Origin of the sequence: Flavobacterium psychrophilum (genome assembly GCA_001708385.1) — a bacterium.
GTDB classification, from domain to species: domain Bacteria; phylum Bacteroidota; class Bacteroidia; order Flavobacteriales; family Flavobacteriaceae; genus Flavobacterium; species Flavobacterium psychrophilum_A.
On sequence record CP012388.1, the window covers coordinates 1,878,419 to 1,901,645 of the forward strand.

General features: G+C 41.2%; 24 protein-coding genes. 8 read left to right on the plus strand and 16 right to left on the minus strand.

Going from position 1 to position 23,227, the window contains the following annotated elements:
* Positions 1-25 precede the first annotated feature (25 nt).
* A complete protein-coding gene (locus tag ALW18_08295) occupies positions 26-352 on the minus strand; it encodes a cation transporter (protein AOE52507.1) in 327 nt (108 codons plus the stop codon).
* 228 nt (positions 353-580) lie between these two features.
* Between ALW18_08295 and ALW18_08300 the strand changes: the two genes are divergently transcribed.
* The 4 genes from ALW18_08300 to ALW18_08315 all read left to right on the plus strand — a co-directional run bounded on the left by ALW18_08300 (position 581) and on the right by ALW18_08315 (position 5,365).
* Complete coding sequence (locus tag ALW18_08300) at positions 581-2,014, plus strand: asparaginyl-tRNA synthetase (protein AOE52508.1); 1,434 nt, start codon at positions 581-583, stop codon at positions 2,012-2,014.
* 450 nt (positions 2,015-2,464) lie between these two features.
* Positions 2,465-3,931 (plus strand): RNA polymerase subunit sigma-54, encoded by a 1,467-nt coding sequence (locus tag ALW18_08305; protein ID AOE52509.1) that lies wholly within the window; start codon positions 2,465-2,467, stop codon positions 3,929-3,931.
* Between the two features lie 5 nt (positions 3,932-3,936).
* Complete coding sequence (locus ALW18_08310) at positions 3,937-4,551, plus strand: hypothetical protein (GenBank protein ID AOE52510.1); 615 nt, start codon at positions 3,937-3,939, stop codon at positions 4,549-4,551.
* Positions 4,552-4,810: 259 nt separating this feature from the next.
* On the plus strand, positions 4,811-5,365 hold the full coding sequence (locus ALW18_08315; protein AOE52511.1) for a hypothetical protein: 555 nt from the start codon (positions 4,811-4,813) through the stop codon (positions 5,363-5,365).
* Positions 5,366-5,447: 82 nt separating this feature from the next.
* Here the strand turns inward: ALW18_08315 and ALW18_08320 are convergent, their stop codons facing one another.
* From ALW18_08320 to ALW18_08350, 7 genes are all read right to left on the minus strand, one after another.
* Positions 5,448-5,837: an endoribonuclease L-PSP gene (locus tag ALW18_08320; protein ID AOE54355.1), complete on the minus strand. Its 390-nt coding sequence runs from the start codon at positions 5,835-5,837 to the stop codon at positions 5,448-5,450.
* A 172-nt stretch (positions 5,838-6,009) separates the two neighbouring features.
* Complete coding sequence (locus ALW18_08325) at positions 6,010-6,573, minus strand: Crp/Fnr family transcriptional regulator (protein ID AOE52512.1); 564 nt, start codon at positions 6,571-6,573, stop codon at positions 6,010-6,012.
* A gap of 3 nt (positions 6,574-6,576) precedes the next feature.
* Positions 6,577-7,272: a hypothetical protein gene (locus ALW18_08330; protein ID AOE54356.1), complete on the minus strand. Its 696-nt coding sequence runs from the start codon at positions 7,270-7,272 to the stop codon at positions 6,577-6,579.
* Positions 7,273-7,474: 202 nt separating this feature from the next.
* A complete protein-coding gene (locus tag ALW18_08335) occupies positions 7,475-8,215 on the minus strand; it encodes a short-chain dehydrogenase (GenBank protein ID AOE52513.1) in 741 nt (246 codons plus the stop codon).
* A gap of 14 nt (positions 8,216-8,229) precedes the next feature.
* Positions 8,230-9,480 carry a 3-oxoacyl-ACP synthase gene (locus tag ALW18_08340; GenBank protein ID AOE52514.1) on the minus strand — a complete coding sequence of 417 codons (1,251 nt, stop codon included), beginning with the start codon at positions 9,478-9,480 and terminating at the stop codon, positions 8,230-8,232.
* Between the two features lie 2 nt (positions 9,481-9,482).
* On the minus strand, positions 9,483-9,920 hold the full coding sequence (locus ALW18_08345) for a thioesterase (protein ID AOE52515.1): 438 nt from the start codon (positions 9,918-9,920) through the stop codon (positions 9,483-9,485).
* Between the two features lie 153 nt (positions 9,921-10,073).
* Positions 10,074-10,664, minus strand: coding sequence for a transcriptional regulator (locus tag ALW18_08350; protein ID AOE52516.1), 591 nt, complete (start codon positions 10,662-10,664; stop codon positions 10,074-10,076).
* A 182-nt stretch (positions 10,665-10,846) separates the two neighbouring features.
* On the opposite strand from ALW18_08350, the gene ALW18_08355 reads away from it, so the two are divergent.
* Entirely contained in the window at positions 10,847-11,164 is a 318-nt protein-coding gene (locus ALW18_08355) for a hypothetical protein (GenBank protein ID AOE52517.1), read from the plus strand.
* Positions 11,165-11,255: 91 nt separating this feature from the next.
* The gene (locus ALW18_08360) at positions 11,256-12,356 is read left to right on the plus strand and encodes a DNA alkylation repair protein (protein AOE52518.1); all 1,101 of its coding nucleotides are present in this window, start codon (positions 11,256-11,258) and stop codon (positions 12,354-12,356) included.
* On the opposite strand, the gene ALW18_08365 is transcribed toward ALW18_08360, so the two are convergent.
* Genes ALW18_08365 through ALW18_08375 form a run of 3 tightly spaced genes read right to left on the minus strand, consistent with a single transcriptional unit; the run spans position 12,349 to position 15,190 of the window.
* Complete coding sequence (locus tag ALW18_08365; protein AOE52519.1) at positions 12,349-13,350, minus strand: hypothetical protein; 1,002 nt, start codon at positions 13,348-13,350, stop codon at positions 12,349-12,351. The two genes, ALW18_08360 and ALW18_08365, sit on opposite strands and share 8 nt — an antisense overlap.
* A gap of 56 nt (positions 13,351-13,406) precedes the next feature.
* A complete protein-coding gene (locus ALW18_08370; GenBank protein ID AOE52520.1) occupies positions 13,407-14,126 on the minus strand; it encodes a transcriptional regulator in 720 nt (239 codons plus the stop codon).
* Positions 14,123-15,190 (minus strand): hypothetical protein, encoded by a 1,068-nt coding sequence (locus ALW18_08375; GenBank protein ID AOE54357.1) that lies wholly within the window; start codon positions 15,188-15,190, stop codon positions 14,123-14,125. Before ALW18_08375 ends, ALW18_08370 begins: the two co-directional genes overlap by 4 nt.
* A gap of 221 nt (positions 15,191-15,411) precedes the next feature.
* Here ALW18_08375 and ALW18_08380 point away from each other — a divergent pair, with 221 nt between their 5' ends.
* Positions 15,412-16,092, plus strand: a complete 681-nt coding sequence (locus tag ALW18_08380; protein AOE52521.1) for a hypothetical protein — start codon at positions 15,412-15,414, stop codon at positions 16,090-16,092.
* A gap of 68 nt (positions 16,093-16,160) precedes the next feature.
* Here ALW18_08380 and ALW18_08385 read toward each other — a convergent pair whose 3' ends face one another.
* Genes ALW18_08385 through ALW18_08400 form a run of 4 tightly spaced genes read right to left on the minus strand, consistent with a single transcriptional unit; the run spans position 16,161 to position 21,168 of the window.
* Positions 16,161-17,831, minus strand: coding sequence for a sodium transporter (locus ALW18_08385; protein AOE52522.1), 1,671 nt, complete (start codon positions 17,829-17,831; stop codon positions 16,161-16,163).
* A 48-nt stretch (positions 17,832-17,879) separates the two neighbouring features.
* Entirely contained in the window at positions 17,880-18,923 is a 1,044-nt protein-coding gene (locus tag ALW18_08390) for a galactose-1-phosphate uridylyltransferase (GenBank protein ID AOE52523.1), read from the minus strand.
* 4 nt (positions 18,924-18,927) lie between these two features.
* Complete coding sequence (locus tag ALW18_08395; protein ID AOE52524.1) at positions 18,928-20,097, minus strand: galactokinase; 1,170 nt, start codon at positions 20,095-20,097, stop codon at positions 18,928-18,930.
* 15 nt (positions 20,098-20,112) lie between these two features.
* A complete protein-coding gene (locus tag ALW18_08400; protein ID AOE52525.1) occupies positions 20,113-21,168 on the minus strand; it encodes an aldose epimerase in 1,056 nt (351 codons plus the stop codon).
* 99 nt (positions 21,169-21,267) lie between these two features.
* Between ALW18_08400 and ALW18_08405 the strand changes: the two genes are divergently transcribed.
* Positions 21,268-22,266: a transcriptional regulator gene (locus ALW18_08405; protein AOE52526.1), complete on the plus strand. Its 999-nt coding sequence runs from the start codon at positions 21,268-21,270 to the stop codon at positions 22,264-22,266.
* A 237-nt stretch (positions 22,267-22,503) separates the two neighbouring features.
* On the opposite strand, the gene ALW18_08410 is transcribed toward ALW18_08405, so the two are convergent.
* Positions 22,504-23,223: an NUDIX hydrolase gene (locus ALW18_08410; protein ID AOE54358.1), complete on the minus strand. Its 720-nt coding sequence runs from the start codon at positions 23,221-23,223 to the stop codon at positions 22,504-22,506.
* Positions 23,224-23,227 lie beyond the last annotated feature (4 nt).

Sequence of the window (23,227 nt, forward strand, 5' to 3'; positions counted from 1 at the left end):
GAGGACTAAGCAATAAATAAAACACTTAATGCGACACAAACTTTAGCCCAATTATCGAAGCAATAAGCGTAGTAACAAAAAACAGTCTCCAGAAATCTGCGGGTTCTTTAAACACGAAAATACCTACCAGCACCGTACCAACGGCACCAACGCCTGTCCATACCGCATAAGCAGTACCAATAGGCAGTGTTTGCGTAGCCTTATACAATAACACCATACTGATAGTCAAGCAGGCGAGAAAACCACCCATCCAGTAGTTAGATTCCGCCCCCGAAGTTTCTTTGGCTTTGCCAAGGCATGAAGCAAATCCAACCTCGAAAAACCCGGCGATAATAAGCAATATCCAGTTCATGATTATATTTTTTACAAAGTTAGCTGTACTGCGAATAATAACATTTTACATATGTTAAATATGAATTAATCAAGTTCGGTTGACCTCCTAATAACAATTTTGTGAAAATTAGTGTAATTCGTGGCGCAAGTACACTACACCTTTTATGCTTTTTAGTACATTTGCAGGCATTTGCATCCTGCAACACTTGGGTGCATATCCACTAAAACAAGTTTAAATTTTTAAAAAATGAAGCACACAAAAGTTAAAGACCTGCTAAACAGCGCGAAGCCTGTTGATGATGTATTAGTTAAAGGATGGGTAAGAACTTTTAGGAATAATCAGTTTATAGCCCTTAACGACGGTTCTACTATAAATAATATTCAGTGTGTTGTTGATTTTGAAAATACGCCTGCCGAAACACTAAAACGCATTACAACCGGTGCTGCTGTAGCTGTAAAGGGTAACCTTACAGAAAGCCAGGGCGCAGGACAAAAATATGAAGTTCAGGTTAAAAGCCTTGAAATATTGGGAGACAGCGATCCGGAGAAATTCCCGATGCAACCTAAAAAACACTCACTGGAATTTTTACGTGAAAACGCTCACTTACGTGTACGTACCAACGTATTTGGTGCAGTAATGAGGGTGCGTTCAGTACTCTCATTTGCTATTCACCAGTACTTTCAGGAAAAAGGATTTGTATATGTAAACACGCCTATTATTACCGGAAGCGATGCTGAAGGCGCAGGAGAAATGTTCCAGGTAACATCTTTCCCTTTGAACAACGCTCCGTTGAATGAAGAAGGTCAGATTGATTACAAACAGGATTTCTTCGGTAAAGAAACTAACCTTACCGTATCGGGTCAGCTTGAGGGCGAAACTTTTGCAATGGCATTGGGTCAGATCTATACATTCGGACCAACATTCCGTGCAGAGAACTCTAACACATCGCGCCACCTTGCAGAATTCTGGATGGTAGAGCCGGAAGTTGCCTTCAATAACCTTGACGACAACATGGATCTTGCGGAGGACTTTATCCAGTATGTTATTAAATATGCGATGGATAAATGTAAAGACGATCTTGCTTTCCTTAACCAGCGCTTAACAGACGAGGAGAAAACAAAACCGATGGCAGAACGCAGCGAAATGGGCTTATTAGAGAAACTTCAGTTTGTACTGGAGAACAACTTTAAGCGTGTAAGCTATACAGAGGCTATCGACATCCTTAAAAACTCTAAACCGAATAAGAACAAGAAATTCAACTATATTATTGAAGAATGGGGTGCCGACCTACAGAGTGAGCACGAGCGTTTCTTAGTAGAGAAACACTTTAAGTGTCCGGTAATTCTTTACGATTACCCGGCAAACATTAAAGCATTCTACATGAGGCTTAACGAAGACAAGAAAACAGTACGCGCCATGGATATTTTATTCCCGGGTATTGGTGAAATTGTTGGAGGATCTGAAAGGGAAGAACGCCTTGACGTACTTCTTGAAAAAATCGCTGAGTTAGGTATCGACGAAAAAGAATTATGGTGGTACCTTGATACCCGTCGTTTTGGTACGGCAACGCACGCAGGTTTCGGACTTGGGTTTGAGCGCCTTGTACTTTTCGTAACAGGTATGACAAACATCCGTGACGTAATTCCTTTCCCAAGGACACCACAAAATGCAGAATTTTAATCTCAGCATTGAGAATTAAGATATTAATATTGAGAGCCTCGCAGCAATGTGAGGCTTTTTTATATCGTAGAGACGTTGCATTGCACAGTCTGCCACAAAACGCAGAATTTTAATCTCAGCATTGAGAATTAAGATATTAGTATTGAGAGCCTCGCAGCAATGTGAGGCTTTTTTATATCGTAGAGACGTTGCATTGCAACGTCTGCCATAAGACACAGAATTTAATCTAATTCCCACAATATATAAAAGACATCACAGTTTTAATTGTGATGCTTTTTTGTTACACAATTTCAATAGAGAGTAAAAACTAATCCGTAACCCTAAAATCCTCAATAAAATAGAAGGTTTTAACAGCCTTATAAAACGTCCGATATTAATTTTATCTAAAAAGCATCAATAAGTGTGCCTTCTTTTTGTAACTTTATACTGTAAAAATGACCGTGTTTACTTATGCTTAAGCAGAACTTACAATTAAAATTATCCCAGAAATTATCGCCTCAGCAAATTCAGCTGATGAAGCTGATACAACTTCCTACGCAGGCTTTTGAACAGCGCCTGAAAGAAGAAATGGTTGAAAACCCTGCTCTTGAATCTGGCGTTGAGGACGAGTATGAAAAGGACGAATACGATACTACAGAGGATTTTGACGACTATGATGACTATGATAACGAAAGGATAGATGCCGACGAGATTAACATAGACGAATACCTTAGCGACGACGAAATTCCGGGTTATAAGACTCAAGCTAATAATTATAGTGACGATGATGAAGACCGCACTATGCCTTTTGCCGCGCCTGTTAGCTTTCACCAGAGCCTTATTGACCAGCTGAACACTTTTATACTTTCTGACGGAGAACGCGAGATCGCGGAATTCTTAGTAGGAAGCATAGACGATATGGGCTACATCCGCCGAAGCATCCCGGATATTGTAGATGATATGGCGTTTACTCAGGGTATTTACACCGACGAGAAAACGGTAGACCGTATTCTGCACATTATCCATGAGTTGGAACCATCGGGTGTGGGCGCACGCGACCTGCAGGAATGCCTGCTGCTTCAGCTAAAGCATAAAACCCCTACCGCAGCGGTAGACCTTGCTATTAATATACTCGAACAGCAGTTTGATGCCTTTACCAAAAAGCATTATGACAAGCTGTTGCAAAAATATGATATCTCACAGGATCAGCTTCGTGCCGCGATTGACGAGATTGAACGACTGAACCCTAAACCGGGAGGTGCTTACGAAAGCAGTTCTAAAGCGGTAGAACATGTTGTGCCCGACTTTGCCATACGCATTGTTGACGGCGAACTTGAACTTACCCTTAACGGAAGGAATGCACCCGAACTGCATGTGTCTAAAGATTATCAGGAAATGCTGCAAACCTACAAGGACAGCCGTGAAAAGAACAACGCACAGAAAGATGCGGTGCAGTTCATCAAACAAAAACTGGATTCTGCCAAATGGTTTATCGATGCGATACGCCAACGCCAGGAAACCCTTTTTGTAACTATGAATGCTATTATGCACTATCAGGAAGAGTATTTTCTTGATGGTGAAGAAGCCAAACTGAAACCGATGATCTTAAAGGATATCGCAGATATGGTTGGCCTTGATATCTCTACCGTTTCGCGTGTAGCGAACAGCAAGTATGTAGAAACGCCATACGGGACGAAACTGATAAAGGAATTCTTCTCTGAAGCGATGAAAAACGACCAGGGAGAGGATGTTTCTACTATTGAGATCAAGAAAATACTGGAAACAGTTATACAGGAAGAAGACAAACGCAAACCCCTGCCCGATGATAAACTGGCAGATATACTTAAAGAAAAAGGTTACCCTATTGCACGCCGTACTATTGCCAAATACCGCGAACAGCTAGATATTCCCGTTGCAAGGATGAGGAAGAAAATATAAACGGCATGAAAAAATTTCTTGCCATATTTTCCTATTTGTTTCATCCGTTATTTGTACCGGTGTATGCCACCCTGTTTTATTTTCTGGTAGCCAATACTTTTTTCTATAAGCATGAAATTTACCTGGCTTTTATACAGATACTTATTGTAACCGTATTATTGCCACTGTCTATATTCTACCTGCTGCGATCGCTCGGCATGATGAAAACCCGGATGTTCGAGAAAAAAGAACGCAGGCTGCCACTGGCTATTTATGCCATGCTCCTGCTCTTCCTTATTAAGTACAGCCTTTCGATAGTTGTAATACCCGAGCTATACTATTACTTTACCGGATGTCTTATAAGTACTGTGCTCGCATTGGCATTGGTTTTAACGGGACATAAAGCCAGCCTTCATATGGTTGCTATGGCTTCATTTACCGTATTTATAATAAGTATCTCGGCCTATTACCATATAAGATTTCTCAACCTCATCGCGTTTTTTGTATTATGTTCGGGTGTTGTAGCCACTTCAAGGCTACAGGCGAAAGAACACAGCATGGGCGAGGTTGTTTTGGGAACACTATTAGGCATAATTCCGCAAATAGGGTTATGGTTTGTGTGGTTGTTGCCGTCGGTTTAGCAAATTAATTTCCTACTACGCGATAACCTCCAAAGCAAATAACCGCAACACCTTATTTTCTTAGGGAATCTTCACGTTAATTAAAAGTTAAACCTGCACAAGGCCAATCGCACTCAAAACTCATAGAATATGGTTACAAAAGCTTTTTTTTAATTTCCTTAACAAATTTAACAGCGCGTAAGAATTGCCTTTAACAATCGCGATTTTGACGCTGCAAAAATTGTAGCTACTTTTAAGAAATATATACAATTTTTACTACATGAAACCGCTTAAATTAATTATTAAGAAGGCATTTATTTTACCATTGTTTATTGCCGCATTAACTCTTGCAGGCTGTAGCGATGATGATGGCGGAAGCACGAATAATCCCGCTGAACAAGGCACATTAACTTGTAAAATAAATGGCGAAGAACACAACTTCAGCTATCTAGTAAGCGCAAACGACCCACCTTCAGAAGAAACTATACATTTTGTTACGATTGGCGGACATGAAACCAACGACTTTACATCGCCCGGATTCGGTTTCCAGTTAGTATCAACAGAAGGTGCAACTGCCACTACATATACTTCAGCAGATTCTGAACTGCATGGCAATTATTATATTCAGAATCTGGACAGTAATGGTAACATTACAGGAACTACTACCTATCATGGCAACGGAAGCGATGGCACAAGCTTTGTCTTAAACATTACCGGCCTTCATGACTGGGGCGTTGAAGGAACATTTTCGGGTGTGTTGCAACTCACAGGCGGTGAAGAGTACATCACCGTAACCGACGGCAAATTTTCTGCCCCTTACAACTACAGAAATTAATTATTTTGAGGAGTTATTTATATTCAGAAAAGGCTTTATACCGTGGTATAAAGCCTTTTTACTTTTATTGAAGTCATCTTAATTATTTTACCACAGTAGCTTCAAATTCTACTTTAAGTGTTTCGAAAAGGCTTTTCACCTGAAATACCGTACTCGCCTGTTTCACGCCATGTTTGGCTACCCATGCCTGGAAGATATCGAAATGAGCGAAAAGCTCCTCCTCCGAAGTTGTGTATATATTAAGCCTTACGATATTTTTATTCTCGTATCCTGCAGTACTAATTACCAGTTCTAAATTCTGAAGTGCTTCAATTATCTGATCTTTCATTGGGGCAGTACTCGACGTGCCATCGGCATGAACCGCAGCCTGGCCTGCGCAATATAATGTTCCCTGAACATTCTTTACTTCAACAGCCTGAACATAACTACGCTGATCCTGCCATTGCCATGGGCTAAATTCTCTCTTTTCCATTTGTTTTTCTTTTTTTGTTTGTGCCGCTGCCGACACAAAAGTTAATAGTGTAAATACTAAAATTGTTGCTGTGTGCTTCATAATCGTATTAAAAATGTACACTACAAAGTTCTGAAGAATGAAAGACAACAGGCATGACAAACGTCACGGATACCAAGTGAGGTTTGTCACATTAATTGGAAAGGCGACTGAGTGTTTCGCGCGAAACGCCCAGGTAAGAAGCAATAAGGGTTTTAGATACCCTTTGAAATAAAGAAGGATAACGTTGCAGTAGTTGGTCGTAGCGGTCTTTTGCGGTGCTGGTTATAAGAGAAAGTATTCGCTGTTGCGAACCAATATGCCCGCCATTGGCTTTTGCCAGAAAAAAATGTTCCATTTTATGCAGGCCTGCGCAAAGCTTTTGATAGTTTTCTAACGATAGGCAAAACACCTCGGTATCTTCAAGGCAGTCGAGCGACATAGTAGCATTGGTACGGTTATGAAAAGCCTGAAAATCGCTTTCCCACCAGTCTTCCATCGCGAAAGAAACTATGTGCTGTTTGCCAGAAGCATCGGTATGTACCAGTTTTAAAAGCCCCGAAACTACAAAATAAGAGTAATTTACAGGCTCGCCTTCCTGTATAAGGAACTGGTGCTTTTTATATTTTTTGGTCGAAAAATGTGCACGTACAAAGTCAAATTCCGCATCGGTAAGCGGTACTATCTTTTCTATATGTGCACGCAATACAGCATCCATGCGTCAGAGGATATAGAATATGAGCCCGAAGTTTAGCGACTTCATGGTGAGTTTCTGGTCGCTGTCTACAATCGGTGCATTGTTGTATATAGGAGTGAGTCCGTAATAGGCATAAAAATTCCATGTATTCCACCCTGCCGATATGTAAGCCCCATACACAAAATCGTTTAGATTCTTGTCGTTCTTAATTTTTATAGGCGGACTGTCGCCTGGTTTGTATAACGCTTTATCCGCAAACAGGTAGCTTACCTTAAAACCCAGGTATACCCTCCAGAATTTATGGCTTATAGAATCACTGTTTCTCCAGCGTAGCTCGATAGGCACTTCAAGGTAATGCAGCACAAGCTTGTTCTTATCAAAACTTCCTTCTTCCACAGGCTGATAGCTGTTAACGCCATTTTCTATAGGCTGAACAACCATATTATGTTTGATATTATTATACGAATAGCCCAATCCCGCCGCTATGGCGTAGGTGCGGCTTTTATTAATAGGCATATCCCTTAAAAAGCCTGCCGTAAGATTCGTGGAAAATGAATACTGCGAATAATTACCCGGTTTGCTCTGTATCATATTATATGCAAAAGAAGCATACATTTGGTCTTCACGGTATTTGGTATCAACAACAGGTGCCACACTATCCAGTTCGATAGTATCTTTTACCTTAGGCTCAAAAACCTGCGCCGTTGCAAAAAACGACATAAAACAGCATATAAACAGTAGCGGGAACCTCATAGTGGTATATTCGGGATTCTTGTCTTACAAAGATGCAAAAAGTTTAGGCAATACCTTTAGCATGTATAAAAAAATTAACCCTTAGTTACACCTAGCTAATCCCACAAAAAAACCACTGCATTTACAGTGGTTCAGGATAAATATAGTGACGGCATACGCCGGAAGTTCTTTAGTCAAGTCCATTCATTACCAATACGGCATGCGCCGGATCTGCAAGGCTAAGCCTGTAAACGTCTTCGGTCTGACCGGTGCGTATTTCAAACCTGTCGTTTTTCATAGCATCAATCAGGTCTTCTGTCAGTACAGACGGTGCGATGCCTTTTTCGCCTCCAATTTCGGCAGAGAATTGTGTGTTCACTAAAGGTGGCATAAGCTCAAATACTTTTACAGACGTATCTCTTAATGCAAGGCGAAGCGATTGGGTGTACGAGTGCAATGCCGCTTTACTGCCAGAATACGTTGGAAGATGCTGCGTAGGTGCAAAAGCCACAATTGAAGAAACCGTTACTACTGCACTTTCTTTCTGAGCACTAAGCAGCGATAGTAACTTCTCGGTAAGACGGATCACCGAAAGGTAATTGGTTGCAATCTCGTCGGCAGCAATTTCGTAAGCACCACTACCCTTTCCAAGATTATGCACAGCTGCGCTACCCGCATTGTTTATAAGCACATTAAGATCGGGAAATTCATTTGTAATCCGGTCTACAAGACTGTTAACACTGTCGGCATTGCTAACATCAAAAGGAATAGCGGTTACGTTGCCTAATTCGGCAGCAGCTTTATTAAGTCGCTGTTCGTCCCTTCCCGTAATTATTACTTGGTTGCCTAATGCCACAAACTGGCGTGCCATTTCCAAACCTATACCTGCGCTACCGCCGGTTATTAATATTGTATTTGCTGTTGTTTTCATTTTTATTGATTTATTTATAATGCTGATTTTTTAAATATAGATGTTGCGGTATGCCCGCCAAAGCCAAACGTGTTGTTAAGAGCGTAGTTGATTATGCGCTTCTCTGGAGTATTCTTAACCAAATGCAGTCCCTGTGGAATATTCGGGTCCGGATTTTCAAGGTTTACAGTTGGCGGAACAACATCATATTTAACCGCCAGCACACTAATGATGCTTTCTATAGCACCCGCTGCGCCGAGAAGATGCCCGGTCATAGATTTTGTAGCACTAATGGCCACATCCTGCCCACCAAAAACCGAGTGTATCGCATTGAGCTCGCTTAGGTCGCCAACAGGTGTAGAAGTAGCATGCGCATTAATATAGTCTATAGCCTCAGGTAATAATCCTGCATCTGCCAGGGCTTTCTGCATACCTAGGGCAGCACCCAGACCATCGGCAGGTGTACCGGTAAGATGGTAGGCATCGGCAGCCATGCCACCGCCTACAATCTCTGCATAAATGTTTGCGCCTCTTGCTACGGCATAGTCCCAGTCTTCCAGTATCAGTGCGCCGGCACCTTCGCCTGCCACAAAACCATCCCTGTCGGCATCAAAAGGGCGGGATGCTGTTTGCGGACTGTCATTTCTTTTTGACAATGCCTGCGAAGCATTAAATCCTCCTATCGAAGCAGGTGTTAATGCCGCCTCGCTACCTCCGGCAATCATAATTATTGCTTTACCAAGACGTATCGTATCAAAAGCGGAAATAATAGCCGTATTGGAAGATGCACATGCCGATACTGTCGCATAGTTTGGCCCATGCAACCCGTAACGTATAGACAATACACCAGCAGCTATATCCACTATCATTTTAGGAATAAAGAACGGGTTGAAACGTGGTGTGCCATCGCCTGAATAAAATTCTTTCAGCTGTTCTTCAAATGTACCGATGCCTCCGTTGCCCGATGCCCATATTACGCCAACATCAAAACGTTCCGTTTGTGGCATAGTTGCAAAATCGAGCCCTGCATCTTTTATGGCTTCATCGGCAGCAGCAATGGCGTACTGGGTAAAGACATCGTATTTTCTAATCTCTTTTCTTTCAATATAATCTTCAGCATTAAAGCCTTTTACCTCGTGGGCAAAATGAGTTTTAAATTTAGAGCTGTCAAATTTGGTTATAGGCCCTGCACCGCTTTTTCCGGCAAGTATATTTGCCCAGAATTCGGCTACTGTATTGCCCAGTGGCGTTATCGCCCCAAGCCCTGTTATTGCTACTCGTTTCATTTTTATTTCTTTATCTCTGTTTTAAGCAGGTTGGTATACCCTTTGGCAATTAATTTTGAGCGGTCGGCATTCCAAACCTCGCATTGGGCATTAACAATCTGGCTGCCTTTTTTAATGATGGAAGTCTGCGCCAGTATAATATCGCCCTCACGTGCTGCCGATAAATAATCGACCACCAGGTTAACCGATACATAGAAATACGGCTCACCATAGGATATAAGCGTAGCACCAATGGCATCGTCTATAATGGCCGCGGTAATGCCGCCATGCAATGTGCCGAACGGGTTGGTCATTTCTTTGCGGATAGTGTGCTGAAATGTCAGGCTACCGTCTTCTACCGCCAGTATAACAGGCTTTAGCCACGCCATAAAGGGTGAGGGCGAGTCGGTAATTTCTTTGCCTATGTGGCTTTTTAAGTATTCTGCTGCTTTAGAAAACATAATTTTATATTTATTTTATACCGATCGGTATATTTTTGTTAAAAAAATATTCTTTGCGCCTCCTTTAAAATTCCTTTTTTCCGCTACGCATCATAAAAAATAATACTCGTTATACAGAATATACCGATCGGTATATTTTATCTCAAAAAAAAATCACACCGTGATCTCCTTTATCATTTTTTCTCCCTGTTTAACGGCAGCTTTAATACCGTGCATTTTCCCGGTAACCTTAGCCAGCATAATACCGCCTTCTATAAGGGCAATAAAAGCTCCGGCAAAATCTTTACCATTAGTACCCTGCTGTATCTGTCCAGCATCGATACCGTCTTTGATGATCGTCTCAATTTTAGCGTACCAGTTTTCAATCGCATTTACAGCCTTCGCCCTTAGTTCTCCATGAGTATCATCTGCTTCTATAGCAGTGTTAAGCACAGGGCATCCGCCATGCAGCATTGGCATGTTTACAAAATCTGAAAATACCGAAAGGTATACTTTAAGTTTATCTATACTGTGCGGCTTTAAAGCCATCTTTGTTCTTATCACACCCGATATTGCACTATAGTTATAATCGAAAGCTGCCAGGGCAACCTCATCTTTATTTTCAAAATTACCATAAATGCTTCCTTTAGTAAGGCCTGTAACCTCAACAATATCATTCATAGACGTCCCGGCAAAACCCTTACGGTTAAATACGGGTGCTGTTTTCTCTATAATGTATTGTTTGGTTTTTTCGGCTTTCGTCATCATGGCATTATCACTTTTTATACTACAAAAATATACCAATCGGTATATTCCAACAAATAAAACTCGATTTATTTTTTCTATGGTGCAATAGACGATTAATTGCTAATCTTAACCTAATAAATTTCTCTTTCAAATGAAATTTAGGTAAATTTACGTAGATATAAACCTAAAAAACGACAATTATGCAGATCCAGTTTAGTATAGATTGTGCCGATGAAGGCCACGAAAGAATTGAAAACTATTTTACAACAGTAATAAACGATAACCTAAAAAGATACGACGATAAAATAACGGGCATTACAGTACACCTTGCCGATGAGAACGGAGCTAAAACCGGCCCGGACGACAAACGCTGTACTATGGAGGCCCACGCACAGGGACTTAAACCCCTTGCTGTAACCAATCACGCTGATACGGTAGAGAAAGCCATTAAAGGCGCTATCGACAAACTTAAAAATGCACTGGAGCACAGCTATGGCAAACTTCAGAAAAGCCATTAAAAACAAAAGACTTTTTATATACAAAAGCCCTGCGGTACGTACCACAGGGCTTTTGCTTTTTTAGTATGTTTGTAGCACCAAATCATTATTTATGAGTGCTCTTAAAAACTTATATTCTCTTGCTTTTTATGATAGATTATCTGCAGTGCTTGCTATGTCACTGACCGGTTTTGACAAGGCAAAATTTATCGGTCTTATCAATTCAGACGGATTTGAGGATAAGGAGCTGAAAGCACGCATGCGGCATACTGCCGTAGTATTGCATCAGTTTATGCCACAGGATTTCGGCAAAGCAGTTACAGCGTTGCAGGTAATCATAGGGAATTTAAGGGAAGATAATTTTGGGGAAGACAGCCTTGCATGCATGTTCCTGCCCGATTATATAGAAGTGTATGGACTTGATCATTACGACGATGCCATAAAAGCTTTAGAATATGTTACACAGTTTACCAGCTGCGAATTTGCCGTTCGCCCGTTCCTGCTGAAGTATGAGGACAAAATGCTGGAACAGATGCTGGCCTGGTCGCTTCATAATAATTATAAGGTACGCCGTTTTGCCAGTGAAGGTGCACGTCCGCGTTTGCCCTGGGCTATGGCAATTCCGTCACTTAAAAAAGATCCGTCGCGTTTACTGCCCATACTGGAAAACCTAAAAAATGACCCGTCTGATTTTGTGCGCCGAAGTGTTGCCAACAACATTAACGACATTGCCAAAGACCATCCTGATGTGGTTGTAGCTATCGCAAAAAAATGGAAAGGAGCAGGCAAAGAAACCGATGCTATTGTTAAACATGGCAGCCGTACTTTGCTAAAGCAGGGACATACAGAAATACTGAAGCTTTTCGGGCTTGATGCTGCTGCCATTGTATTTTCCGGTTTTGAAGTATTTACGCCAACGGTAAAAATGGGCGACAGCGTAGAATTTACTTTCGCTATACAAAACACTTCAGTTGAACCGCAAACCGTTCGTTTGGAATATGGCTTGTACTACATGAAAGCCAAAGGGCACCTTGCTAAAAAGGTTTTTAAAATAAGTGAGCGAATTTACCAACCCGCAGAAAAGGCGGTGATTGTTAGAAAGCAATCATTCAGGGCCATCACCACAAGGGTTTTTCATGCCGGAGAACATAAGGTTTCCATCATTATTAACGGTGAAGAAAAAGCCCCTCTACTGGCTTTTGAACTTATTTAGCTTTATTGCCCCTTTTTGTAAACGGATTGTAGGAGAAGCCAAGGCTAAAATAGCCTGTACCGTTTTGCGTTGTAGAGAAAATATAATCGTTGGTATTCTCTCCCCTTTCGGTAATCCTTGAGTTAAATACATTGGCAAGACCAACTTTAAAGGTACCAATAAGCCCGTCGCCAAACCAATGCTCGTACGTAGCTCCCGATCGTGTTTCAAGCTGGCGGTAGTCATACACTTTCGCGAAGCCGGGTTGCGATGTATTTAGATAAAACCCATCGGCAATGAGCTCTGTACCTAGCGATAACCTGCCATTAGCAAACACATCGTGTTTAATAAAAATGCGCTGCGGTAGTATGATATCTACAATCCAACCTGAATTAAATTTATGCTCTAACGTAAAAACAGGCGCGGCCGGAACCGGAGACGCTGGATCAATAAGGATAATCAATCCCGTTGCAATCTTGGTTTTTGCATTGGCTTTAAGTACAATAGTACCTCCTACAAAACCTTTTATACGCTGGGCGGCACGCTCATCTCCATCTGCAATAAAGCTCGCATTATAAATAAACGGTTTACCAAACAACTTCGAAAAATACGTAAAGCTCAATGCCGCTGAAAGGTAATGGAACTCCTGTTTCTTATCGAAAAAAGGCTGCGCTATGCCTTCAGGATTTTTAACGCCTTCAATATCTGCAAATTCATATTTGTAGGCCGCAGAGGCTGTAATATTCCACTTGGGTTTCATTATTACAGGTACGTTAGCCGCAATATTCAGCTTACCCTGGCTTTTGATACGCCCATCGATAAAGTTTTCATCAAACAATTTGCTGTCAAAATCTTTGGGCAGGTATTGCACATACTTTACATCGAACACCCTTGCAAACGGAAATTTATCGGCTATGGCCGACTGGAACTTCTGCTTACCGGTTGGCTCCGTCTCCTGAGCACTTACATTTAGGCATAGCAATGCCGATGAAAATAAAAACAGCGTTTTTTTCATGGTTGATTTTTGATTTGGTCCCAATTAAGGGTATTTGATTATTGATGACTGAACTCCTAAAATTTATCCGACAGGTTTTTTCCTAAATAAAGTTCAAGGAAATCTTTTCTAAACACATCGCCTATAGGCACTTCTGTATTCTTTATGTATATGGTATGATTATCAAATGAGTCGATGTGGTTTATATTCACCAGGTACGATTTACTTACCCGTGCAAACATTGCAGGGTTAAGGTGGCTGTGAATAGTTTTAAGGTTCATTGCTGTAATTACCTTATTGTCTTCAATATAAATAACAACATAATCTTTAAGTCCTTCTACATATAATATGTCTTTAAATAATATCTTATGAAAGCGCCTTTCTGATTTTATAAGCATAAACTCGGCATCAATGCTTTCCATAGAAGCGTTTTGCCCGCTTAAAAGGTTTTTATACACCACAGCCTTTTGTACCGATTTTACCAGGCGCTCCTTATTTACCGGCTTAACCAGATAATCTATAGCTTCTACTTCATAGCTTTGCAATGCATACTGCGAATAGGCCGTTGTAAATATTACCAGAGTTTCCCTCGGAATAGTCGCTGCAAATTCCAGCCCCGTTATGCCCGGCATTTGTATGTCAAGGAATATAAGGTCAACCGGGTTATCCTTCATAAACTCGCGTGCCTTTTTTACCCCGTTAAAACTTCCTATGACGGTAACATCGGGTATATCCTGCAATTGCAACAGCATACCTTCGCGTGCCAGTGGCTCATCATCTACAATTATACAATTCACAGCGGTAATGTTAGGTTAACTTCATATTCGTACTGGGTATCTTTTATATTGCAAACAAAGCTATTGCCATATAAAAGTTCAAGCCTCCGGTTAATGTTTATCAGCCCCAGGCCTCCGCTTCCGCTAAATTCTATCGGCTCTTTGGCTTTACTGTTTATACATTTAAAATGTAGGCTGTTATTCGTAATGGTAAAACCGGCATGAACGTATGACGGATTATCCAGGTCTATACTATACTTAATAGCATTTTCTATAAACACAATAAACAGGCTGGGCGGCAGGCTTATCGATTTAAATTCGTCTTTATTATACGCCTGGTCGTTTACTGTAAGCCGAAACGTAAAATCGTCACGCCTTATTTTTTCCAGTTCCATAAAATCATTAAGGAATTGAATTTCCGACGATAATTGTACCGATGCAGCATTGTTTTCATACAGCTGATAGCGCAAAAAGTCGGACAATTTCATGATGATCAATGATGCCTTTGCGGGGTCTTTGGTCACCAGCACATTTACATTGTTGAGCATGTTGAACAAAAAATGCGGATTGATCTGGTTCTTCAGCTCTTTCAGTTCCATTGCAAGGGTCGTCTGTTCCAGCTCTGCCATTTTTAAAATATCTTCCTGCCAGCGCTGGAAAAGCTTTATTGCTGTAGAAGAAAATACAACCATAGTAAGAATATTTGCCGCCGCAAGTATCTCTCTGAAAACGCCCATTCTCACAGATCTTGGAATGATACGGTGCGGATCGAAATAAATAACGTGTACCTGCCTTATCATCGCAAATGTTACCGAAATAATACCCACGAGTATAAGAAGGTAATTGATATATTTACCTCTAAATAAATAGCGGGGTATAAGCACATACATATTGAGGTATACCATGATAAGAAAATATATCATCCACATGATACGTATGTACAAATTGTACGGATCTTCAAATTCTTTAGGATCACCGCTATCAAAAAGTGTTATGCCCAGATAGACCCATATTAGTAAATGGCGATATACCCTGTACTTTTTATCTACAAGGAAATCTACAAAACCGTTTTGAGGACAATTCATGGCAACCATTTACAACTCTCATTTTTATGCATTGCGAAATACGGTATAAACAATCTATAATGAAACTTATTTATACCAAACCCTGTTTATTTTATACAAAGCCCTAATTCATTAAAAATACATATTCAATAAATGCCTTTAGTATAAAATAGTATGGCTTTGGTATAAAAACCAATTGTACATGACATCTGAAAAGTACATTTGAGCAAACTATTGTACTTATGGATGCCGTAACGATTGAAAGATGGATAAGCGTAATTGAAGATAACGATTTTATTACCGATAAAGACAAGCGCATTGAAAACCTTATTAATTTATGGAAGTTTTCAAGCTGCTGCAATTACGAAACCCAAATTACAGACGACTCTTTACTGGATACTGCTTCGCAAAATAATATATCGGTAACCTTTACCGATATGTGCCTAAGAGCTGCGCCTAAGAGTAATTATATTCATAATATATTCAACACCATAACGCCTGTACTCGACAAAAAGCGGGATGATGCCTATTATATAGAGCTACATGAGCAGAAAAACAATTTCACTGCCAACAGGCTTTTGCAGCTTGAAGAAGAAATAATCAATGCTATACAAGGTAAACTAATCACCTACAATCAGGTTAAAAAAATAACCAAGCTAAATGCTACAGCCGGCATTTACACCAATGTTGTAGTGAAAGACTGCACCCGAAACGACATTCACCACGCCATCGGCAAGTCGCAGGCTAATGAAACCGGAAACAAAAACTGGCTGGTACTGGTGTTGGACAGGCTTGTAAGCCAGTGCGACAGCTTTTACATAAGCGATGATATACTTCACTTGCCCTTTGAAACCGATTATGATAAAATCTTTCTGTTCGATTTCTACAAAGGCGAAGTAATCGAGCTTTCCACAGGTTTATAAAAGGTAAAAATCCTTTAAGCATTGCTGCCTAAAGGATTTTCTTTTTACCCAAAAATCACAAAAATATTTTACCAGAAGAATATATACAATGCAGCAATTAAAGCTGTTACAATGATAGACCCTACTGCGAAGCCAGGTGTTACCTTAAACATGGCTGTATCTATTTCAAGGCCATTAGTGCGTACACCTTTCTGGCTTTCTTTCATACTAATAAAGAACATACCTGTTACACAGATAAGGAACACAAAGCCCATCCTGTCGATAAATGGTATTTCGTAGATCCCATCGGCATTTGCCACGGCAAAGCCCCAGTCGTAAAGGAACGACAGATCTATAAAGCCCGGAAGGAATTTAAAGAATATTGAGAACAGGAAGCCGCCTATCATACCAAACAAGGCAGCATTTGACGTTGTTTTTTTCCAGAAGAAACCAAGAATAAACATCGCGAAGATACCCGGGCTAAGGAAGCCTGTAAACTCCTGTATGAACTGGAACCCACCTTTTTTATCGATACCCATAAACGGAGCGATCAGTATAGCAATTGCCATAGCCGCTACCACAGTGATTTTACCCACTTTTACAAGTTTCTTTTCGCTGGCATCTATATTAAGGCGCTGCTTGTAGATGTCAAGCGTAAATATGGTTGCAATACTGTTTGCCTTACCCGCAAGCGATGCTACGATAGCTGCTGTAAGTGCTGCAAACGATAGTCCTTTTAATCCTGAAGGAAGCAGGTTAAGCAGTACCGGATAAGCACGGTCTGGATTTAACTCACCACCCTGAAGCATTTCTGCCTGAAATCCACCCTGCTGGTGCAGCACATAGGCCGCAATACCCGGAAGCACTACGATTATAGGCATTAACAGCTTAAGGAACGATGCAAATAAAATACCGCTACGTGCTGTTTTAAGGTCGGCACCAAGGGCGCGCTGCGTAATATATTGGTTACATCCCCAGTAGTTAAGGTTAATAATGATCATACCCCCCACAAGCACCGATAACCCCGGAAGGTCGGCATAATTGGAATTTGTTTTGTCAAATATCATTTCAAAGTGGTCGCTCGCATGGGTTGTCATCAGGTTAAAGCCATCTACAACACCAGATCCGCCAAAATGGTCGGCCACAAGGTTAAGAGCTAAATATGTAGTTGCAAGACCACCTAATATCAGGAAGAATACCTGTATAACATCCGTAAATCCAATAACCTTCATACCGCCAAGGGTAATCATAATAGAGAAGAATGCAAGGAACGCCATACATAAATTAAGGTCGAAACCGGAGATACTGCTTATAGCGAGTGCACCAAGGTAAAGTATCGACGTAAGGTTTACCACCACATAAAGCAACAGCCAGAATACCGCCATGATCATGGCTACCGTACCGTTGTACCGCTGGTTAAGAAACTGCGGCATGGTAAATATCTTGTTTTTAAGGTACACCGGTATAAAAAATACCGCGACCACGATGAGCGATATTGCCGCCATCCACTCATAGGTTGCAATAGCAAGACCCATTTTAAAGCCCGAGCCACTCATACCGATAAATTGTTCGGCACTAATGTTACTGGCAATAAGCGATGCACCAATAGCCCACCATGTAAGTGAACCTTCGGCTAAAAAGTAATCGTTGCTGCTTGCGCTTTCTTTCTTTTTGCGGTTGTATATCCAGAATCCGTATCCTACAATAAGTATAAAGTAGAATAAGAAAACGATATAGTCGGCAGTAGATAATGCTTTCATAGAATCGTGTTTGTTGGGATTGTTGGGAAATCCGGGGTTAGAGTTGTTTTATTGGAGTTTGTAATGTGTTTCGGGAAGGTCTCTTAAAATCTGGGCGCTTTTTTCGGCAGAGATATCCCTTTGGGCTTCGGCCATCATTTCGTAGCCTACCATAAATTTCTTTACTGTGGCAGAACGCAATAACGGCGGGTAAAAATGCATGTGAAAATGCCACTCCGGATGAGGCTTACCATCCGTAGGCGTTTGGTGTATACCCGATGAATACGGGAATGAGGTGTTAAAAAGATTATCGTATTTTACAGTTACCCTTTTTAGTATTTCGGCGAACGCCTGCGTTTCTTCATCAGTCATTTCGGTTATGTTTCCAAAATGCCTTTTGCTGATGATCATGGTTTCGTAAGGCCACGTAGCCCAAAACGGAACCACAACCGCAAAATGATCGTTTTCTATGACTAAACGTTCCTGCTTTACAAGCTCTTCGGCAAGGTAATCGGCTAAAAGGCTGGTACCATTCTTTTCGTAGTGTGCTAACAGATTGGCCTGCGTTTTTTCTACCCGTGTAGGCAGCGACGACTGTGCCCATATCTGTCCGTGCGGATGCGGGTTGCTGCACCCCATTACGGCACCTTTGTTCTCGAATATCTGAACGTGGTTTATAAAGTCCTTGCTGCCAAGCTCTTTGTATTGCTGTTTCCAGGCTTCTGCTACCTTAACAAGCGCGCTTACCTCCATTTCGGGAATGGTAAGGTCGTGCCTTGGCGAAAAACATATTACTTTATTAATGCCTCTTTCCGGTTTTAGCTGAAACAGCGAACTGCTCTCGGGAGTAGTCACTTCGTCTGTAAGCAGCGACGGGAAATCGTTATCAAAAACAAATACATCGGTATACTGTTCGTTAGTCACCCCGTTAGATCGGGTGTTGCCTGCACACAGGTAACATTCCGGGTCATACTGCGGCAACCGGGTATTGTTTGCAGCCTCCTTTTGCCCCTGCCACGGCCTTTTATTGCGGTGCGGAGAAACCAGTATCCATTCGCCCGTTAAGGGGTTATAGCGCCTGTGCGGATGTTCGTTATTATCAAATGACTGCATATTCTTATTTTGTATAAAGGGTTGTACCTTTTGAAATTTTAATTTTATACGCCTTTAGGCTGATGCCGAATTTTGCTTTATATGTAGCGCTTACACGCTCTATAATAGCATCTTCATATCCTTTTTTTACAAGATTGATAGAGCATCCGCCAAAGCCTCCGCCCATCATTCGCGATCCAAGTACATTTTCATCGTTACGAACTTCACCTACCAGAAAATCAATTTCTTCGCAGCTTACTTCGTATTCTTTTGAAAGTCCGTCGTGGGTAGCAAACATATGCGCACCAAGACCTGCAAAATCTGAGGCTTCCAGCGCATCAACAGCATCAAGTACCCTTTGTATTTCCTGTACTACAAACAGGCAGCGTTTAAAAATAGTCTCACCCAAATTTTCGCGCTGTGCAAGCACCTGTTCTTCACAGCAATCGCGGAAAGTTTTTACTTCAGGATAAGCTTGTTTTAATATAGCCAATCCCTGCTCAACCTCCTGTCTGCGGGTATTGTAGCCCGAGGTAAGGTGCGTGTGCTTTACGTTACTATCCAGCAATAATAGTGAATATTCTTTAAAATTCGCCTTATGGTATTCATATTCCAGTGTATTGCAGTCCAGCTTTATCACACTGTTCTTTTTACCGAACACGCTGGCAAACTGATCCATAATACCACAATTTACCCCCACAAAGGTATGTTCAGATTTTTGTCCTATCAGTGCAATTTCTTCTTTCGTAAGACCGATACCAAAGATGTGGTTATACAGATAACCTATACCGCACTCCAACGCCGCCGAAGACGATAACCCTGCTCCCATTGGTATGGTACTGCTGAAAACAATATTTAACCCTTTTAGGTTAGTACTGAGGCTTTTAAGCTGGTGTACTACGCCCAAAATATAGTTAACCCACATTATATCTGTAGGTTTTAGTTCGTCATTGATATCAAACGTATAGGTTTCGCCCAGGTCTTTTGCAATGATGGTAGATGTGGCACTACCCGACTCTGACACTGCAAAGCAAATGTATTTGTTTATGGCTGCCGGAAGCACAAAACCATCGTTATAATCTACGTGTTCGCCAATAACATTTATTCTTCCCGGCGAAAGGAATGTGTACTTAGGTTCTGCACCAAAAGCAGTCTTAAAATGACTTGTAACCTGTTTTACTAATTTCTTTTTCATTATGCTGTAAGCGTCTTATATCGTTTCAAATTTCCACGTTGTTTCCTGGCGGTACGTGTCGCCTTTACGAAGTACCGAATTAGGAAAGTTAGTATGGTTTGGTGCATCGGGGTAGTTTTGCGTTTCAAAGCAGATACCACTTTGCGGATGGTAGGCAGCACCTTCTTTTCCGGCAACTTTACCAAAACAATTGCCTCCAACATAAATATGCACCGACGGCTGATCGGTATACACCGTCATTTTAATTCCGGTGTTTTTACTAACCAGTATTGCCGCAGGTAAAGTAGCATCAGTCAGCGCGAAAGAATTATCTATTGATGAAGGGCAGCTGGCAGGAGATGTAAAATCGTACCCTTTATCTGCCGCTTTTATGTATTTACCTGTTGGTATTCCATTTTCTTTAAGTTCCAGTATTGCCGGAGAATTTACTGTAAGCTGCTGGCTTAGAACATCGGCCGTATGGCCATCAAGATTAAAGTAACTGTGCTGCGTAAGGTTGATAACCGTATCTTCTGTTGTGGTTGCCGAATAGCTTATCTTAATTTCATTATCTGCCGTAAGCGTATAGGTAACATTTACCTGTAACTCCCCCGGAAAATGTTCTTCGCCCTCAGGGCTTGTGTAGCTAAAGGTTATAAAAGCATTATCTGCATTTTGCTCTAAAGCTGTTACCTCCCAGAATTTTCTGCAAAAACCTTGCTTACCACCATGTAGCGTATTGTTTTCGTGGTTGCTATCTAAAGCAACATCGTTACCGTCTATACTAAATCGTGCATTGGCAATTCGCCCTGCGTAACGCCCTATAACCGCACCAAAATAAGGGGGGCTGGGCAGCGCGTACGATTCTATATAATCAGTGATAGTTTCAAATCCCAACACCACATCAGTTGTATTTCCGTTGCTGCTTTTTACGCGTAACGCCGTTATTGTCGCCCCGTAATTTATAAAGCTAACCTCAAGTTTGCCGCCATTCGTAAGGGTATATTCCTGCACCTCTTTACCATCCGGAAGCACCCCAAATAATTTCGCAACAGTACTATCGCTAAAATGTGAAATGTGATTTTTTTCCATTATATTTTTATAGAATCAGCACCAAATGTAAAAGTAATTGTCAATTAAGCATACCAGTACCTACCAGTTTTTGTATATTAGCCACCAGTTTGAATTTGTATGAAAATAATAGATATAGACAACAGGCACAGCCTGCCAAAGTACAAACAGATAATTTTATCGGTAGAAACTGCCATATCTGAAAAACGCATGAAACGTGGCGATAAGCTCCCCTCGGTCAATAAAGTAGCCCTTGAATTTTCGCTTTCGCGGGATACCGTATTACAGGCCTACGACGAACTTAAAAAACGTGGGATCATCTACGCGCGTCTCGGCAAAGGCTACTACATAAAAAGCGAAGAGTTTAGTTTTGAGCAGCGCATCTTTTTGCTGTTTGATGAATTTAACTCTTTTAAGGAAGACCTCTACAATGCCTTTATGGAGACTATGGCAAACAATGCTCAGATAGATATCTTCTTTCACTACTTCAGTATTGATGTATTCAGGAAACTGATAAACGAAAACAACGGCGATTATTCTAAATATATTATTATGCCTACTACCTTAAAGGGTGTGGCATCTATTATAAAAACACTGCCAAAGAATGATGTATACATTTTAGACCAGACCAATGCCGAACTGAAAGACTATCCATCTGTCCATCAGAATTTTGTTAGCGATATGTACAATGGACTTTGTGCCGGTAAAGACAAACTACGCAAATACAAAAAGCTTATACTAATATTCCCTGCCTTTAAGCAACCTCCCGGCATGGCAGAAGGTTTTATTAAATTCTGCGATGAGCATAGCTTTGCTTACGAGATCATTGCCGATTTTGAAAACCGCACCATAACCCCCGGTGAAGTTTATGTTATACCTAACGACCGCCACCTGGTTAGCGTTATGGAACAGGCGAAGATTCAGAAACTAAAAATTGCAAAAGACATAGGCGTGATATCGTATAACGACACTCCGCTAAAAAAAGTAGTTGGCGACGGCATTACCACAATATCGACCGATTTTAGAGAAATGGGACAATTATTAGCACAAATGATAATTAATAACGATAAGGGCGACATTGAAAACAAAAGTAGACTGATCGAGAGGGGATCGTTGTGACATTCAAAAGATTCGTTAAGTAAAAGTAAGCTTCCCATCCTTTGGAGGGGTGGCTGAAAGCCGGGGTGGTTTATTATAACTTTTAACTACCCCGCCCTGCGGGCACCCCTTCAAAGAAGGGGAAGACTTATGCCGACTTAATCATTCTCTAATATTCCAAAGTGAAGCTCGCTCCCCCTCCTTTAGAGAAATTTGAGATGAGGCCAAAAAAAAGAGCCCTGGGGCTCTTCGTATATTTTAAAACTCAAAATTGAAACCTTTTTTGGTGAGCTTCTCATAAATTTTAGGATCAAACTCATAAAGCTCTGCGGCGCGGTGCGAAACATCCTTTTGTTTTTCGCCCAGGGCAACGAGCAGTTTCATACGAAGTATCTTTCTACGAAAGTTTGACTTATCCATTTCCACTCCAAGTATTTCTTCATACAGCTGCATCAGCTCAAACAAAGTAAATTTCTCAGGAAGCAGGTTAAACCCTATTGGCGCCTGTTTTACACGGGTACGAAGGTTAGACAGGCTGTAATTTAAAATTTCGTTGTGGTCGTAAATAAGATTAGGCACATCGGCAATTTTATACCATTTCGCATCAGATGCGGTAAAACCGGCACGAATGTTATAATCTTCTCTTTTCACCAATGCATAATAGCCAATTGTAATAACACGCCCAAGAGGGAAACGGTCTACTTCACCAAAAGCTTTTAGCTGTTCAAGGTAAATGTTATCAAGTCCGGTAAGGTCGGCAAGCAGTCGGTGGGCGGCAGTATCTATACTTTCATTTTCTAATATCCATCCCCCCGGTAAACCCCAGTCTCCTTTACGAATACCTTCGGCGTGCTGCACCAGCAGCACTTCAAGACTCCCTTTATCAAAGCCAAAAATAACGCTGTCAATTGTAATGGCATTCATTACAGATCTTTCGCTACTTCTACCCGATTCCTTGTCGATAACTTTCTTAACCATCACT

Bases quoted from the DNA above. Each gene is read 5' to 3' on its own strand.
- ALW18_08295 (AOE52507.1), bottom strand. From the start codon at position 352: ATGAACTGGATATTGCTTATTATCGCCGGGTTTTTCGAGGTTGGATTT.
- ALW18_08300 (AOE52508.1), top strand. From the start codon at position 581: ATGAAGCACACAAAAGTTAAAGACCTGCTAAACAGCGCGAAGCCTGTT.
- ALW18_08305 (AOE52509.1), top strand. From the start codon at position 2,465: ATGCTTAAGCAGAACTTACAATTAAAATTATCCCAGAAATTATCGCCT.
- ALW18_08310 (AOE52510.1), top strand. From the start codon at position 3,937: ATGAAAAAATTTCTTGCCATATTTTCCTATTTGTTTCATCCGTTATTT.
- ALW18_08315 (AOE52511.1), top strand. From the start codon at position 4,811: ATGAAACCGCTTAAATTAATTATTAAGAAGGCATTTATTTTACCATTG.
- ALW18_08320 (AOE54355.1), bottom strand. From the start codon at position 5,837: ATGGAAAAGAGAGAATTTAGCCCATGGCAATGGCAGGATCAGCGTAGT.
- ALW18_08325 (AOE52512.1), bottom strand. From the start codon at position 6,573: ATGGATGCTGTATTGCGTGCACATATAGAAAAGATAGTACCGCTTACC.
- ALW18_08330 (AOE54356.1), bottom strand. From the start codon at position 7,272: ATGTCGTTTTTTGCAACGGCGCAGGTTTTTGAGCCTAAGGTAAAAGAT.
- ALW18_08335 (AOE52513.1), bottom strand. From the start codon at position 8,215: ATGAAAACAACAGCAAATACAATATTAATAACCGGCGGTAGCGCAGGT.
- ALW18_08340 (AOE52514.1), bottom strand. From the start codon at position 9,480: ATGAAACGAGTAGCAATAACAGGGCTTGGGGCGATAACGCCACTGGGC.
- ALW18_08345 (AOE52515.1), bottom strand. From the start codon at position 9,920: ATGTTTTCTAAAGCAGCAGAATACTTAAAAAGCCACATAGGCAAAGAA.
- ALW18_08350 (AOE52516.1), bottom strand. From the start codon at position 10,664: ATGACGAAAGCCGAAAAAACCAAACAATACATTATAGAGAAAACAGCA.
- ALW18_08355 (AOE52517.1), top strand. From the start codon at position 10,847: ATGCAGATCCAGTTTAGTATAGATTGTGCCGATGAAGGCCACGAAAGA.
- ALW18_08360 (AOE52518.1), top strand. From the start codon at position 11,256: ATGAGTGCTCTTAAAAACTTATATTCTCTTGCTTTTTATGATAGATTA.
- ALW18_08365 (AOE52519.1), bottom strand. From the start codon at position 13,350: ATGAAAAAAACGCTGTTTTTATTTTCATCGGCATTGCTATGCCTAAAT.
- ALW18_08375 (AOE54357.1), bottom strand. From the start codon at position 15,190: ATGAATTGTCCTCAAAACGGTTTTGTAGATTTCCTTGTAGATAAAAAG.
- ALW18_08380 (AOE52521.1), top strand. From the start codon at position 15,412: ATGGATGCCGTAACGATTGAAAGATGGATAAGCGTAATTGAAGATAAC.
- ALW18_08385 (AOE52522.1), bottom strand. From the start codon at position 17,831: ATGAAAGCATTATCTACTGCCGACTATATCGTTTTCTTATTCTACTTT.
- ALW18_08390 (AOE52523.1), bottom strand. From the start codon at position 18,923: ATGCAGTCATTTGATAATAACGAACATCCGCACAGGCGCTATAACCCC.
- ALW18_08395 (AOE52524.1), bottom strand. From the start codon at position 20,097: ATGAAAAAGAAATTAGTAAAACAGGTTACAAGTCATTTTAAGACTGCT.
- ALW18_08400 (AOE52525.1), bottom strand. From the start codon at position 21,168: ATGGAAAAAAATCACATTTCACATTTTAGCGATAGTACTGTTGCGAAA.
- ALW18_08405 (AOE52526.1), top strand. From the start codon at position 21,268: ATGAAAATAATAGATATAGACAACAGGCACAGCCTGCCAAAGTACAAA.
- ALW18_08410 (AOE54358.1), bottom strand. From the start codon at position 23,223: ATGGTTAAGAAAGTTATCGACAAGGAATCGGGTAGAAGTAGCGAAAGA.